Origin of the sequence: Amycolatopsis viridis (assembly GCF_011758765.1) — a bacterium.
GTDB lineage: Bacteria > Actinomycetota > Actinomycetes > Mycobacteriales > Pseudonocardiaceae > Amycolatopsis_E > Amycolatopsis_E viridis.
The window spans coordinates 396346-410988 of the sequence record NZ_JAANOU010000001.1 but is presented as its reverse complement, the minus strand read 5'-3'; the positions used below and the strand labels follow the sequence as shown (position 1 = coordinate 410988).

The following is a 14643-nucleotide window of genomic DNA, read 5'->3' as shown; positions in this document are numbered from 1 at the left end:
GATCGGCCGCAGAGGTGGAGCGGCGGGCCGCCGGCCGGGTACCAACGACCGGCGGCCCACCCACCGGCCCGGGATGTGAACGTCCCGGTTGCAGACCCGAGCCGGCACACCCAGCCTCCCCCGGCTCGAAACCGGCCCATGCCCGGGGCGCTACCCGCCGCAACCCGGCCGCGCCCGCCGCGCCCCGCCGCAGGCCGGAGCAAGCGGTCAGGCCACCTCCGACACCCGCCCGGGGATCGCGTTCAGCAGTTCCTTGGTGTAGGCGTGCCGCGGCTCCCGCAGGACCTGGTCGGCCGGGCCGTGTTCCACCAGGTTGCCCGCGCGCATCACGCCGACGTGGTCGGCCACCTGCCGCACCACCGCCAGGTCGTGCGAGATGAACAGGTACGTCAGCCCCAGCTCGTCCTGCAGGCGGACCAGCAGCTCCAGGATCTGGGCCTGCACGGACACGTCGAGGGCCGACACCGGCTCGTCGAGCACGACCAGTTCCGGGCGCAGCGCCAGCGCCCGCGCGATCGCCACCCGCTGCCGCTGCCCGCCGGACAGCTCCGCCGGCCTGCGCCGCACCATCGACGCCGGCAACGCCACCTGGTCCAGCAACTCCTCAGGGCGCCCGGGAGCCCGGAACGCCCGCAACGGCTCCGACACGATCTGGCCCACCGTGAGCTTCGGGTTCAGCGACGCGTACGGGTTCTGGTACACCAGCTGCATCCGCCGCCGCAGCCGCCGCAGCTCCGCACCGCGCACGGCGGTCACGTCCGAACCGTCGAACGACACCGTGCCCGCGGACGGTTCCGCGAGCCGCAGCACCATCCGCGCCGTCGTCGACTTGCCCGACCCGGATTCGCCGACCAGCGCCAAGGTCTGCCCGCGCGGGATCTCGAACGACACGTCGTCCACCGCCCGGGTCGCGCCGAAGTCCTTGCGCAGTCCGGAAACCCGGACCAGTGCCGGCCCCGCCGGGCGGCGTGACCGCAGCGGCTCCGTCGACAGGCTGGGCGCCGCCGCGAGCAGCCGCCGCGTGTAGTCCTGCGCCGGTGCGGCCAGCAGCTCCGCGCTCGGCGCCCGCTCCACCAGCCGGCCCTGCGACATCACCGCGATCTCGTCCGCCCGGTCGGCCGCGACCCCCAGGTCGTGGGTGATCAGCAGCAGCGCCAGGTTCTCCTCCGCGGCCAGCTCCGCGAGGTGGTCCAGGATGCGCCGCTGCACCGTCACGTCCAGGGCGCTGGTCGGCTCGTCCGCGATGATCAGCCGGGGGCGCCCGGCCAGCGCCGCCGCGATCAGCGCGCGTTGCCGCAGACCGCCGGACAGCTCGTGCGGGTACTGCCGCGCCCGCAGCGCCGGGTCGTCGATCCCGGCCCGCGCCAGCAACTCGACGGCCTGCGCCGGGGCCGCGCGCCGGGTCGCCAGCCCGTGCACGACCAGAGCCTCACCGACCTGCTCGCCGATCCGCTTGACCGGGTTCAGCGACACGGTCGGGTCCTGCGGGATCAACGCGATCTCCGCGCCGCGCACGGAGCGCCACGCCTTCTCCGGCAGCGAGGTCAGTTCGCGGCCGTCGAAGGTGATCGAGCCGCTCTCGATGCGCCCGCCACGCGGCAGCAGCCCGATCACGGCGTGCGCGGTGGTCGACTTGCCCGAACCGGATTCGCCGACCACCGCGACCGTCTGTCCACTTCGCACGGTCAGGCCGACCGACCGGACGGCCGGTACCACACCGGACCGCGTGCGGTAGGACACCGCGAGATCGCGCACCACCAGCAGTTCACTCATGCCGTTCTCCGTCCAGGGCCTTCGACAACCGGTTCGCCGACAGCACCACCGCGGCGATCACCAGACCGGGCAACGTGGTCATCCACCAGGCGCTCGCCAGGTACGCGCGGCCGGCGGACACCAGCGACCCCCATTCCGGCGACGGTGGCGCCGCGCCGTAGCCGAGGAAGCTCAGCGCGGAGATCTCCAGCACCGCGGTGCCGAACGTGAGCACCGCCAGCACCACCACCGGGCCCACCGCGTTGGGCAGGATGTGCCGCACCAGCACGCCGAACCACCGAACGCCGCTCGCCCGCGCGGCTTCCACGTACACCCCGGTCCGCACCCGGATCACCTCCGCGCGCATCAGGCGCGCGAAGTTCGCCACGTTCGCCACCCCCACCGCGATCGCCACCTTGGTGGTGCCGAACCCGAGCGCGGTGACCAGCGCCAGCGACAGCAGGATCGGCGGAATCGCGAGCAGCACGTCCATGACCCGCATCAGCGCCGAGTCCAGCCAGCCGCCGCGGGCCCCGGCGACCAGGCCCAGCACGGATCCGGCGACCAGCGCGATCAGCACCGCGAGCAGCGTGGCCCGCAGGGACATCGCGGCCCCGTGCACAACCCGGGCGTACACGTCCCGCCCGGTCTCGTCGGTGCCGAACAGGTGCGCCGCCGACGGCGCCCGCAGCTTCTCGCGCGGTACTCCGGTCAGCGGGTCGTGGCTGGTGAACAGCGACGGCACCAGCGCCCACGCCACGACCAGCGTGAGCACCAGCACGGCCAGCACCAAACCGGGCCGTCGCAGCAGGAACGCGCCGCGCGCCGGCCTCGCGAGGACGTCAGACATGTGCCACCTCCCTCCGCACCCGCGGATCGAGCAGCGGGTAGAGCAGGTCCACCGCCAGGTTGATCACCACGAAGCAGAACGCGGCCAGCACGATCACCGCCTGCACCACGGGCACGTCCTGCGCGTTGACGGCCGCGGTGGTGACGCGGCCGACGCCGTCGCGGGAGAACACCGTCTCCGTCACCACCGAGCCGGCCAGCAGCTGACCGGCGACCACGCCCAGCATGGTCAGCGCGGGGATCGCCGCGTTCCGCAGCACGTGTCCGAAGTGGACCCGCGCCCGTCCGGCGCCCCGGGCCCGCACGATCTCCACGTACGGCTCGGCGAGCTGCGTGCGCAGGCTCTTCGCGAGCACCTGCCCGATGATGGCGCCGGTCGGCAGCGCGAGCGTGATCGCGGGCAGGATCAGCGACTCCGGGCCGTGGTTGCCCAGCGCGGGCAGTACCCGCAGCTGGAACGAGAAGATCTGGATCAGCACCAGGCCCACCCAGAACACCGGCAGCGAGATGCCCAGCGGCGGCAGCGACTGCAACAGGGTGCCCAGCCACCGGTGCCGGGTGTAGGTGCCGGCGAGGGCCGCACCACCGCCGAACAGGATCGCCAGCACCAGGCCGAGCCCGGCCACGGCGAGCGTCGGCGGCAGCGCGGTGAGCACCATGTGCGTGGCGCTGTCCCCGGTGGTGATCGACTTGCCGAAGTCACCGTGCAGGGCGGCGAGCAAGCGCTTCCCGTACTGCACCGGCCACGGGTCGTCCAGCCCGTACTCCGCCTGCGCCCGGGCCACCTGCTCGGCGGTGAGCGCCGTGCCGGTGTCCGCGCCGCCGAGCTTCGCGAGCACCGCGTCCCCCGGCAGCAGGTACAGGATCACGAACGACACCGTGAACGCCGCCCACAGCACGAGGACCGCCTGGCCGGCCCGGCGCAGCAGGTACCGCCTCATGATCCCGACGTCCACGTGTCGAACAACTGCAACCGCGAGGACGCCTCGAAGTTCACCGCGTGCACGTCCGGTCCGAGCGCCACGACCTGGGTCAGCTCGAACACCGGGATGGCGTAGCCGTTCGCCACGATGAGCCGCTGCGCCTCCGTCACCGGCTGCTTGCGGGCCGCCGGGTCGACGGTGGCTGCCTGCGCGTCGAGCACCGCGTCCAGCGGGTTGCCGGGCAGCAGCCGGCTGCGGTTGCCCGCCTTGGTGGAGAAGTTGTTGCGCAGGATGTCCGGGTCGGCGCGGGTCACGTTGTACCAGAGGAGGTCGTAGCTGTTCACCTGCTGGATCTGCAGGACCTCGGCGTTCGGGTGCGGTTCCAGCACCAGGTCGAACCCGATCCTGCGCAGCTGCTGCTGGATCAGCTCCAGCACGCTCTGGCTCTGGTTGAACACCAGGGCGTAGACGACCTTCGCCGTCAGCCGCTGGCCGTTCCTGGCGCGGATGCCGTCGGCGCCGGGGACCCAGCCGGCGGCGTCGAGCAACCGCGCGGCACCCGCCGGGTCGTAGGCGAGCTGGGCGGACAGGTCGGCGTGCAACGGTGTCGTGGAGGCCAGGATGCTCGTGGCCGGCTTGTAGTTGGGCGACAGGACCGTGTCCACCACCTCCTGCCGGTTCACGCCCTTGACCAGCGCCTGGCGCACGTTGTCGTCGGTGAGGGCACCGCGGGTGACGTTGGCGTGCAGGTTGAACACGATCCCCGGGTTCGGCCGGGTCTGCTCGCTGAACCCGTTGCCCTGGAACTGGGTCTCGTCCACCGGCTGGACCTCGGTGGTCGCGCCGATCTGGCCGGACAGCAGGCTTCCGGTGCGCACGCCGGGCTCGGGCACGATCTTGTAGTCGATCCGGTCGAGGTACGCCTCACCCTGGTGCCGCCACAGCGACGACCCCCACGCGTAGCCCTTGCGCTTGGTGATCACGATGTCGGCGTTCTGCTTGAAGCTGTCGAAGACGAACGGCCCGGAACCGATCAGGCCGTCGCCCTGGCACCGCTGCTCCGGGGTTTTCCCGTACGCGGCCGGCGCGAGGATGCCGAGCGACATCGTCGAGCTGGCCTGGAGGAACTGCGCGCTGGGCGCGGTGAAGTCGATCCGCACGGTCAACGGGTCGACCACGGTGGCGCCGCGGTAGGCGGCCAGGTACCCCAGACCCAGCAGCGCTTTCGCGCCCAGTGCCTTGACACCGTCGAAGCTGGTCTTGACCGCGGCCGCGTCGACCGGGGTGCCGTCGGCGAACGTGGCGCCGGGCCGCAGGTGGAAGGTGAAGCTGGTGGAGTCGGCGTTGCTCTCCCACCGCTCGGCGAGCCACGGTTTGATCTCACCGTTGGCCGGGTCCTGGTCGGTGAGCGAGTCGACGAGCTGGCGGCCCACGTTGAGGGCCGCGTTGGTGCCCGTCTGCTGCGGATCGAGGCAGTCCGGATTGGAGCCGACGGCGATCGTCAGGGTGCCGCCGGGGCGCGGCGGGCCGGCGTCCGTGGCCGTCGCGCCGGAGGAGCACCCGCTCGCGAGCAGGGCGGCGGCAGCGGCGAGGGGCAGGATTTTCGCGGGGAGGCTGGGAGACACGGGACAACGCTAAGCACGAATCCAGCACTTGGACCCGGCTTCCCAGCCTGTGAGCCGAATCCGGGGCAGCCTTGACTGCGCGCCAGCCGCCCGGTCATCCGGAGTGGATCGCCAGCAGGTCCTCGGTGTGCCGGTACCACGTCCGGCGGGTCAGCGGCCGCGGGTGCGGCACCCCGTTCTGCACCACTGTGGCCGGGTGGCAGCCGAGCTGGCAGGCGCGCCCGGACACCTCGCTCGCCCGGCGGAGCAGACCGCGGACCACTCGCACGCGCACGCCCCCGGCGCCGGGCCGGACCAGGAACGACCGGGCCGAGCCACGGAACGCGACCACGTCGTCACAGTACGCTTCTCCGGTGACGGGGCCGATCGTCGCTTCACCCATCAGGACGCCGCCGCTGTCGTCGCGCACCAGCGCCCGGGGCCGCGGTTCACCGTCGCGGGCGAGGGCGAGCGCGTCCGCCGGGTCGGCCGGCAGCCCCCACAGCCGCGCCGCCGGGGACGCCGGATCGACCGGCACGTATCCCACCGGCGTGTCCCCCAACCGGTTCTTCCGCATGATCCGCACCACGACCGCCGCCAGGTCCGCGTCCGTCCCCACGACGATCAACGGCTCCCCGGAAGTGCCCTCGAGCAGGGGATCCACGTCGTTCCGGCCGGGTTGGGCGGGCACTTCGCGCACCCCCGGCTCGTTGCGAAGGAGTGACGAACCAGACCCGCAAGCCAGCACCGTTCCCCGCGCCACCGGGTCCTCCGTTACGCTCATGCACCGGCATTTGCCTGCGCTGAATTTCCTGTTGCCGAATACCTGGAGTGTCACATGCCGGCCATCGTGCTCATCGGTGCCCAGTGGGGGGACGAAGGCAAGGGCAAGGCCACCGACCTGCTCGGCGACCGTGTCCAGTGGGTCGTCCGCTACCAGGGCGGCAACAACGCCGGTCACACGGTCGTCCTGCCGAACGGCGAGAACTTCGCCCTGCACCTGATCCCGTCCGGGATCCTCACGCCGGGTGTCACCAACGTGATCGGCAACGGCGTGGTCGTCGACCCCGGCGTGCTGCTCGACGAGCTGGACGGCCTGGAGAAGCGCGGCGTGGACACCAGCCGCCTGCTGCTCTCCGCGGACGCGCACCTGATCATGCCGTACCACGTGGCGATCGATAAGGTCACGGAGCGTTACCTGGGTAGCCGCAAGATCGGCACCACCGGCCGCGGCATCGGCCCCTGCTACCAGGACAAGATCGCCCGCGTCGGCGTCCGCGTGCAGGACCTGCTCGACGAGAAGATCTTCCGCCAGAAGGTCGAGGCCGCCCTGGAGTTCAAGAACCAGGTGCTGGTCAAGGTCTACAACCGCAAGGCGCTGGACGCCGACCAGGTGGCCGACGAGGTGCTGGCCGCGGGCGAGAAGTTCGCGCACCGCATCGCCGACACGCGGCTCCAGCTCAACAAGGCCCTCGAACGGGGCGAGACGGTGCTGCTGGAGGGGTCGCAGGGCACGCTGCTCGACGTCGACCACGGCACCTACCCGTTCGTGACCTCGTCGAACCCGACCGCGGGCGGCGCGAGCGCCGGATCGGGCATCGGGCCGGGCCGCATCACGACCGTGCTCGGCATCCTCAAGGCGTACACCACGCGCGTCGGGTCCGGCCCGTTCCCGACCGAGCTGAACGACGCGATGGGCGAGCACCTGCGCAAGGCCGGCGGCGAGTTCGGCGTCACCACCGGCCGGTCGCGGCGCACCGGCTGGTTCGACGCGGTGATCGCCCGGTACGCCACCCGGGTGAACGGCATCACCGACTTCTTCCTCACCAAGCTCGACGTGCTGTCCGGGCTGGAGCGGGTGCCGATCTGCATCGGGTACGAGGTGGACGGCTTCCGCACCGAGGACATGCCGATGACGCAGACCGACGTGCACCATGCCGTGCCGATCTACGAGGAGCTGCCCGGCTGGTGGGAGGACATCTCGCACTGCCGGACGTTCGAGGAGCTGCCGGCGAACGCGCGGGCCTACGTGGAGCGGATCGAGGAGCTGTCGCAGGCCCGGGTCTCGGCCATCGGCGTCGGCCCGGGCCGCGAACAGACCATCGTCCGCCACCAGTTCCTGTAGGCGACGTCCCCTCCTCGGCGCGGCGCGGTCGGTCGCACCACGCAAGCAGCGCGCACCGCTACCCGCGCCGATTGGCAGGTCAGCCCAGTGAGGTTTGTGTCGGTGTCGGGTTGCGGAAGAGGTCGAGGACGGGGCAGTGCTCGTCGACCTGGCGCTTGAGGTCCGCGTAGGCGTCGGGCCCGGCCGGGCCGTCCAGCTCGACCGTGACCCGCACCTCGGTGAAGCCGGGGCGGGTCCCGTCGAAGCCGAAGAAGCCGTGCAGGTCGAGGTCGCCCTCGACGGTCACGGACACCTTGTCCAGCGGCACGCCGAGCTTGGCCGCCCAGAACTGGTACGTGATCACCTGACACGATCCGAGGGCGGCCAGCGCGTACTCGACCGGGTTCGCCGCGGTGTCCGTGCCGCCCAGCGGCGTGGGCTCGTCGACGCGGAAGGCGTGGTCGCGGACGCGCACGTCGACCTGGGTGGCGGTGCCGTCGACCAGCGTGCCGGCGACGGTGAAGGAGACGGCGGCGTTGGCCGGATCGGCCGAGACGGCCTGGCGGGTTCCCTCGATGACTTCGGTGAGCGACATGGTCCACACGGTGGCGGGACCCGGCCGGCCGGCGCGAGGGCTCCCACGAGCTGGGACGCGAAAGCTTCGCCACCCCGGCCTGCTGGGCGCGAACGACCTGCTGGAGAGCACTTTCGGGTTGCGCTCCGAGCGGCCGGTCGCCCGGCTGCGCGAGTTCCTGATCGTTCTGCGTGAGCTGTTCACGACCGGCACGGCGAACTTCCGCGGCGAGGTCCTGACCGCCGCGGGCGCTGCGCGTCACCGGCGAGCTGGCCGGCCCGTGAGCCGCCACGCGGGCGAAGTCAGGACAGCCGCGCCATGAGCGTGTCCGACAGGGCGAGTTCCTCCAGGTCCAGCTCGCGCAGGACCTTGCGCAGCACCTCGTCGTCGAGCTTGCCCTCGGCGCGTTGCTCCAGCATCGTCTCGCGCTGGACGAGCAGCAGGTCGCGGCGTGCCTGGACGAACGCAGCGTGCGGGCTGGACTCGCGTTCCTCCGCGCTGAGCGAGATCGCCGCCACCGCACCGCGGTAGCGCGTCTCGACCAGCGCCCGCAGCCGGTTGCCGAGGCGTTCGGCCCGCTCCTGCGGGATGCCGAGCTTGCCGACCAGCTCGGGGGTCATCTCGTCGAGGCGGTCCAGTGCCGCGTGCATCGCCGCCTCCCGGGCCGCCATCTCCTCCTCGGCGTCGCGCTCCGCGTCGTCCTTGTCGTGCACGCCGAGCCGGCGGATCAGCACGGGCAGGGTGAGGCCCTGGACCAGCACCGTCCCGATCGCCACGACGAACGCGCACAGCTGGATCTCGTCCCGGCCGGGGAACGGCTGCCCGGCGTGGGTCAGCAGTGGCACACCGGCCGCGGCGGCGAGCGTCACCACCCCACGCATGCCGGCCCAGGACAGCACGAGGAGGTTCCGGGCCGGCGGCCGGTCGCGTTCGCGCCCGAAGAACCGGACCGCCTGGGGCAGGTAGGCGTTGAGGAACACGTACGGGATGCGGATGCCAATCGCGACCCCGAGCACGGCGAGCGCGCACCACCACAGCTGCCAGTTGTCGTGCGCGTTGGCGCTCACGCCCTCCAGCACGAACGGCAGCTGCAGGCCCATCAGCGCGAACACGAGCGCTTCGAGCAGCACGTCGAACGACGCCCAGATCGACGAGTCCTGCACGCGGGTGGCCGAGCCGGCGTAGAGCGAGCGGTCACCGAGGTACAACCCGGCGGCCACCACCGCGAGCACGCCGGACCCGCTGAAGTCCGCGGAGAACGGGTGCAGGTGCTCCGCCGTCACGTACACCGCGAACGGCACGATGATGCCGAAGACCGATTCCATCAGCGGGTCGTCGAGCTTGCGGCGGATGAAGGAGACCAGCGCCGCCGCGGCGAGCCCGACGCCGATGCCGAGCACCGCGGCGACGAGGAACACCAGGAAGCCGTGGCCGAGCGACCCGGCGGCACCGAGGACCGCGGCGAGCCCGATCTTGTACAGCGTCAGCGCGGCGGCGTCGTTGACCAGGCTCTCCCCGGTGAGGACCGTCATCAGCCGTCGCGGCAGGTGCTGGCGGCGGCCGATCGCGGCGGCGGTCACCGCGTCCGGCGGCGCGACCACGGCACCGAGCACGAACGCCGACGACATCGGCAGATCGGGCAGCAACAGGTGCACGACGAACCCGACGACCAGCGCCGTGACCACGACGAGCACCACCCCGAGCCCGATGATGGGCCGGGCAGCGGCCTTGAACTGGGCGAACGAGCTCTCCCGCGCGGTCGAGTACAGCAGCGGCGGCAGGACCAGGGTGAGGACGAGCTCCGGCTCCATCTCCACCCGGGGCACACCGGGGACGAACGAAACGGCCAGCGCCGCCACGACCACCAGCAGGGGCGCCGACAGGTTGAACCGCCGGGCGACCGCGGTCAGACCCAGGGCACCGGCCAGCACCGCCATCAAGGTCAGGAGCTCCATACCGGAATCCTTACCCAACGGCACGCGCCCCACCCGGTGAGAGACGCACGGCACGGGCCTGGCGCACGAGAAGGGGCCCCGGAGAAAAATCCGGGGCCCCTTCCGACTACGAGGTCAGTGCATCATCACCGCGGGCGCGGCACCCTCCACCGCGTCCTCCTCCGGCGGCAGGGCCGGCTTCTTCGGCAGGAACAGCGCCGGCACCAGGCACAGCGCCACCAGCACGAGCGTCCAGATGAACGTCGAGGCGAACGCGTCGGCGCTGGCCGCGGCGGCACCGTCGTGCGTGGCCGGGTTCATCAGGGCGGCCGTCGCCGCCAGCTGACCGTCGCTGGTCGGCACGCCGAACTTCCCGGCGAGCAGGCTGGCCAGGATGATCGACACGACGGCCGAACCGACGGCACCGGCCGTCTGCTGCACGATGTTCATGGCCGTCGAGGCGCGGGCCACGGTGCGCTGGGTCAGCGTCTGCAACGCCGCGGTGCTGATCGGCATCATGGTCATGCCCATGCCGAGGCCCATCACGAACAGCGCACCCATCAGCAGCAGGTAGGACGTGTCGGCACCGACCTGGGTGAACACCGCGATGCTCGCGATGATCAGCACCAGACCGGGCAGCACGACCTTGCCCGCGCCGATCTTGTCGACCAGCTTGCCCGCGATCGGCATGGTGATCATCGCGCCGATGCCCTGCGGCGCGAGCAGCAGACCGGCCTGCAGGGCGCTCTCCCCGCGCACCAGCAGGAAGTACGTCGGCAGGATCAGCATCGAACCGAGGAAGGCGATCATGAACAGGGTCATGGTCACCATCGCCACGCTGAACGTGCGGTTGCGGAACAGGGTGAGGTCGACCAGCGGGTTCGGCACCTTCAGCGCCCGCACGACGAACGCGACGGTCAGCACGACCCCGATGATGCCGGGCAGCCACACGTTGGTCGCCCCGACACCGCCGTGGTGCGGGATGTTCGACACGCCGTAGATCAGCGCGGCCAGACCGGGCGAGAGCATCAGCATGCCGGGGAAGTCGAACTTCTCCGCCGGGCGCGGGTCGTCCTTCGGCAGCAGTCGCCAGGCCAGCAGGATCGCGACGACGCCGATCGGCACGTTGATGTAGAAGATCCAGCGCCAGCTCACCGAGTCGACCAGCCAGCCACCGAGGATCGGGCCGCCGATCGGGCCGAGCAGCATCGGCACACCGAGCGCGGCCATGACGCGGCCGACGCGGTGCGGGCCGGCGGTCTTGGTCAGGATCGTCATGCCGGCGGGCATCAGCATGCCGCCGCCGAGGCCCTGCAGGACCCGGAACACGATCAGCGACTCGATGTTCCACGCCGCCCCGGCCAGCGCCGAGCCGATGAGGAAGAACGCGATCGCCAGCATGTACAGCCGCTTGGTGCCGAACCGGTCACACGCCCAGCCGGTGACCGGGATGACCGTGGCCAGCGCCAGCATGTACCCGGTGGCGACCCACTGGATGGTGTCGAACGAGGTGTGGAATTGCAGCGTCAGCGCCTGCAGGGCGACGTTGACGACCGTGGTGTCGAGGATCGCCATCACGGCGCCGAGCACGACGACCGCGGCCACCTTCAGCACGGCGCTGTCGAGTTTGTCGGCGTTCGGAAGTCTGTCGTCCGAAGTGGTGGTCATGGGCTGGTGTCCGTCCAGTTGCGAAGGCTCACGGGAAAGGGGCCGACCGCAGGAGGAAACCCCGAACGAGAAACAGATCCCCCTCAGTCCTCATTGAGACTAGCCGGGCGACAGGCTATGACGCGAAGAAATTTCGGGTGTTCGGGATCACGTTCACCAAGCGCGGAAAACCGGACACGGCCCGTGATCGCACGGGACGTGTCCGCGGACCATCCACTCAGGACCGAACGGCCACCAGCGCGGTGTCCGGCTGGTCGGCGAACAGCCCGTCGATACCGGTCGCGAGGTAGGCGTCCAGCTCGGCGAAGACGTTCCCCCACGCGGCCGGGTCGGACGACGACCGCAGCTCGGCCGGCAGGAAGCTGTTCTCGTTGCGGAAGGTGTAGGGCACCACCTTCAGGCCGGCGTCGTGCGCGTCGGCGACCAGCGAGGTCGGCGTGCCGAGCGTGCCGCTCGCCGTGCGCGGGATGATCTGCGCCTTCTCCGGCCCGAGGTAGTCGGCGTAGGTGGAGATCTCCTTGAGCCCGATCGGCGTGACCAGGTCGGCGTAGGTCCGCTTGTCGCCGCTCGCGACGAAGTCCGCGGGCGCCCCGGTGGCCGAGGTGAGCTGCACCAGCGGCACCTTCACCTGCTTGCTCAGCGCCTTGAGGTTCGCCACCTCGAACGACTGGATGACGACCGGTGCGCTGCGCTTGTTCAGCCCGTTGCGGTTGAGGATGTCGACGAGCTTCGGCTCGGTGGGGTTGCCGATCGAGGCGAAGTAGGTGGAGTGCTTGACCTCCGGGTAGGTGCCGAGGGTGCGGTGCAGCTCGCGGCCCAGGCGCCGGGTCAGGTCGAGCACCTCCTGGTAGGTCGCGATCTGCCACCGTCCGTTGTAGATCTTGTTGTCCGGGCGGATGTCCGGGATGCGCTCGGTGGCGCGCAGCGTCTTCAGCTCGGCGAGGGTGAAGTCCTCGGTGAACCAGCCGGTGAGCGGGACACCGTCGATCACCTTCGTGGTCCGGCGGTTCGCGAATTCGGGGTGCGCGGCGACGTCGGTGGTGCCGCCGATCTCGTTCTCGTGGCGGGCGACCAGCTGGCCGTCCTTGGTGGGCACCAGGTCGACGTCGACCCAGTCGGCGCCCTGCCGGTAGGCGAGCTCGTAGGAGGCGAGCGTGTGCTCCGGCCGGTAGCCCGGCGCGCCTCGGTGTCCGACGACCACTGGTTCGGCACGCTCCTCGTTCGCCGGGGCGGCTTGGCTCGCACTGGTGACACCGGCGGTGCCGGCCAGGAACAGGCCGGACAGCACCAGTGCCGCGAGTCTTCTCCGCACGATCAACCTCCTGGGGGGACGAAAGGGGATCGCGCACCACTCTCGCCGGTGCGGACTACGGCCGCAGCACGGGCGGGCGGCGCGCGGCTGGCGGACGGGTGAACGGGGCGTGCCGTCGGCAACCCTCTAGGCTCAGTTCCGTGCGTGTCCTTGTCATCGGCTCCGGCGCCCGTGAACATGCCCTGCTTCTCGCCGCGTCCCACGACCCGGCCGTCACCGCGCTCGCCTGCGCGCCCGGCAACGCCGGTACGGCCGCGCTGGCCGAGCAGCTCGGCGTCGACGTCGCCGACGCGGCCGCGGTCGCCGAGCTGGCGAAGAGCTGGCGGGCCGACCTCGTGGTGATCGGCCCGGAGGTGCCGCTGGTCGCGGGCGCGGCGGACGCGGTCCGCAAGGCCGGCATCGCGGTGTTCGGCCCATCCGCGGCGGCGGCCCGCATCGAGGGCTCGAAGGCGTTCGCCAAGGACGTGATGGCCGCCGCGAAGGTGCCCACCGCACGCAGCGAGATCGTGGACAACCCGGCGAAGCTCGACGACGCGCTGGGCCGCTTCGGCCCGACCTGGGTGGTCAAGGACGACGGGCTGGCCGCAGGCAAGGGCGTCGTCGTCACCGCCGACCGGGACGCAGCACGCGCGCACGCGATGAAGCTGCTCGACGGCGGCCACCCGGTGCTGCTCGAGTCGTTCCTCGACGGGCCGGAGGTGTCACTGTTCTGCCTGGTCGACGGCCGCACGGTGGTGCCGCTGCTGCCCGCGCAGGACTTCAAGCGGGTCGGGGACGGCGACACCGGCCCGAACACCGGCGGCATGGGCGCCTACGCCCCGCTGCCGTGGGCGCCCGCGGGACTGGTCGACGAGATCGTGCGCGACATCGTCCAGCCGGTGGTCGACGAGCTGGCCGCTCGCGACACCCCGTTCTCCGGCCTGCTCTACGCGGGCCTCGCGCTGACCTCCGACGGCCCGCAGGTGGTGGAGTTCAACTGCCGCTTCGGCGACCCGGAGACGCAGGTCGTGCTCGCGCTGCTGGCCACCCCGCTGGCCCGGCTGCTGCACGCGACCGCCACCGGCACCCTCGCCGAGCAGCCGCCGCTGGAGTGGCACCCGGGTTCCGCGGTGACCGTCGTGATCGCCGCCGACGGCTACCCGGGTGTGCCGCGCCCGGGTGACGTGATCACCGGGGCGGAGGCCGAGGGCGTCCTGCACGCCGGCACCCGACGCCGCGACGACGGCGCCGTGGTGTCGCACGGCGGCCGCGTGCTGTCCGTGGTCGGCGTGGGCGAGGACCTCGACGCGGCCCGGGCGCAGGCGTACGAGCGGGTCGCGAAGGTCCACCTCGCCGGGTCGCACCACCGCACCGACATCGGGCTGAAGGCCGCCCGCGGCGAGATCACGGTGCCGGCAGCTTCGGCGGAACCGGGCCACGGCTGACCCCGCGGTTGGTAGCCTTCTCCCCGGAACTGGTCGGTCACCGTCCGTACCCGGGGGTGCGTTTCATGGCAGAGCACGACCTGTCCGGCGCCGGTCAGGGCCTGGTGCCCACGCTCGGCGCCCTCGGCGCGACCGTGCCGTCGGTGCCCGCGGACCTGCGCGTCGACCCGCACCAGCTGGTCGCCGTCGCGAACGTGATCGACGAGCAGGCGGGCGCCCTCGACGAGCGCATCCGGCGGAACCTGGCGGACCTCGACATCACGGCGCCGGCCCAGGACGTCATCAGCACCACGGCGATCGACGCGTGGAACCGCCTGGTCGCCCGGGGCGGCTCGTCCTACGCCGAGCGCGTGCGGGCCTACGTGGGGAACCTGCGGGAGCTGGCCGCCCGGCTCCGGCAGGCCGCGCAGTCCTACCAGACCGGCGAGGACGAGAAGGCGGCGACGCTGCGCCGCCACCGCCCGCACGGCTCGTGACCACCGCCGGACAACGCTGAAGT

Annotated in this window: 12 protein-coding genes; 3 read left to right on the top strand and 9 right to left on the bottom strand. The window is 71.8% G+C overall.

Annotated elements, in window-relative coordinates; genetic code table 11:
* Positions 1 to 207: 207 nt before the first annotated feature.
* The 5 genes from FHX46_RS02035 to FHX46_RS02015 all read right to left on the bottom strand — a co-directional run bounded on the left by FHX46_RS02035 (position 208) and on the right by FHX46_RS02015 (position 5828).
* On the bottom strand, positions 208 to 1773 hold the full coding sequence (locus FHX46_RS02035) for a dipeptide ABC transporter ATP-binding protein (RefSeq protein ID WP_167110117.1): 1566 nt from the start codon (positions 1771 to 1773) through the stop codon (positions 208 to 210).
* Complete coding sequence (locus tag FHX46_RS02030; RefSeq protein ID WP_167110115.1) at positions 1766 to 2602, bottom strand: ABC transporter permease; 837 nt, start codon at positions 2600 to 2602, stop codon at positions 1766 to 1768. The genes FHX46_RS02035 and FHX46_RS02030 overlap by 8 nt, the downstream gene beginning before the upstream one ends.
* Positions 2595 to 3542 carry an ABC transporter permease gene (locus tag FHX46_RS02025; RefSeq protein ID WP_167110113.1) on the bottom strand — a complete coding sequence of 316 codons (948 nt, stop codon included), beginning with the start codon at positions 3540 to 3542 and terminating at the stop codon, positions 2595 to 2597. Before FHX46_RS02025 ends, FHX46_RS02030 begins: the two co-directional genes overlap by 8 nt.
* A complete protein-coding gene (locus FHX46_RS02020; RefSeq protein WP_313885997.1) occupies positions 3539 to 5149 on the bottom strand; it encodes an ABC transporter substrate-binding protein in 1611 nt (536 codons plus the stop codon). The genes FHX46_RS02025 and FHX46_RS02020 overlap by 4 nt, the downstream gene beginning before the upstream one ends.
* A gap of 94 nt (positions 5150 to 5243) precedes the next feature.
* The gene (locus FHX46_RS02015; protein ID WP_167110111.1) at positions 5244 to 5828 is read right to left on the bottom strand and encodes a hypothetical protein; all 585 of its coding nucleotides are present in this window, start codon (positions 5826 to 5828) and stop codon (positions 5244 to 5246) included.
* 138 nt (positions 5829 to 5966) lie between these two features.
* Between FHX46_RS02015 and FHX46_RS02010 the strand changes: the two genes are divergently transcribed.
* Positions 5967 to 7253: an adenylosuccinate synthase gene (locus tag FHX46_RS02010; RefSeq protein WP_167110109.1), complete on the top strand. Its 1287-nt coding sequence runs from the start codon at positions 5967 to 5969 to the stop codon at positions 7251 to 7253.
* Positions 7254 to 7332: 79 nt separating this feature from the next.
* Here FHX46_RS02010 and FHX46_RS02005 read toward each other — a convergent pair whose 3' ends face one another.
* The 4 genes from FHX46_RS02005 to FHX46_RS01985 all read right to left on the bottom strand — a co-directional run bounded on the left by FHX46_RS02005 (position 7333) and on the right by FHX46_RS01985 (position 12723).
* Entirely contained in the window at positions 7333 to 7827 is a 495-nt protein-coding gene (locus FHX46_RS02005) for an OsmC family protein (protein WP_167110107.1), read from the bottom strand.
* Between the two features lie 281 nt (positions 7828 to 8108).
* Positions 8109 to 9761, bottom strand: a complete 1653-nt coding sequence (locus FHX46_RS01995; RefSeq protein ID WP_167110105.1) for a Na+/H+ antiporter — start codon at positions 9759 to 9761, stop codon at positions 8109 to 8111.
* A gap of 114 nt (positions 9762 to 9875) precedes the next feature.
* Positions 9876 to 11408 (bottom strand): DHA2 family efflux MFS transporter permease subunit, encoded by a 1533-nt coding sequence (locus FHX46_RS01990; protein WP_167110103.1) that lies wholly within the window; start codon positions 11406 to 11408, stop codon positions 9876 to 9878.
* Positions 11409 to 11625: 217 nt separating this feature from the next.
* Complete coding sequence (locus FHX46_RS01985) at positions 11626 to 12723, bottom strand: glycerophosphodiester phosphodiesterase (protein ID WP_167121014.1); 1098 nt, start codon at positions 12721 to 12723, stop codon at positions 11626 to 11628.
* Positions 12724 to 12860: 137 nt separating this feature from the next.
* Here FHX46_RS01985 and purD point away from each other — a divergent pair, with 137 nt between their 5' ends.
* Together purD and FHX46_RS01975 are read left to right on the top strand one after the other, a co-directional pair.
* Positions 12861 to 14144 carry a phosphoribosylamine--glycine ligase gene (gene purD, locus FHX46_RS01980; RefSeq protein WP_167110101.1) on the top strand — a complete coding sequence of 428 codons (1284 nt, stop codon included), beginning with the start codon at positions 12861 to 12863 and terminating at the stop codon, positions 14142 to 14144.
* A 65-nt stretch (positions 14145 to 14209) separates the two neighbouring features.
* Positions 14210 to 14620 carry a PE domain-containing protein gene (locus FHX46_RS01975; protein WP_167110099.1) on the top strand — a complete coding sequence of 137 codons (411 nt, stop codon included), beginning with the start codon at positions 14210 to 14212 and terminating at the stop codon, positions 14618 to 14620.
* Positions 14621 to 14643: the final 23 nt, after the last annotated feature.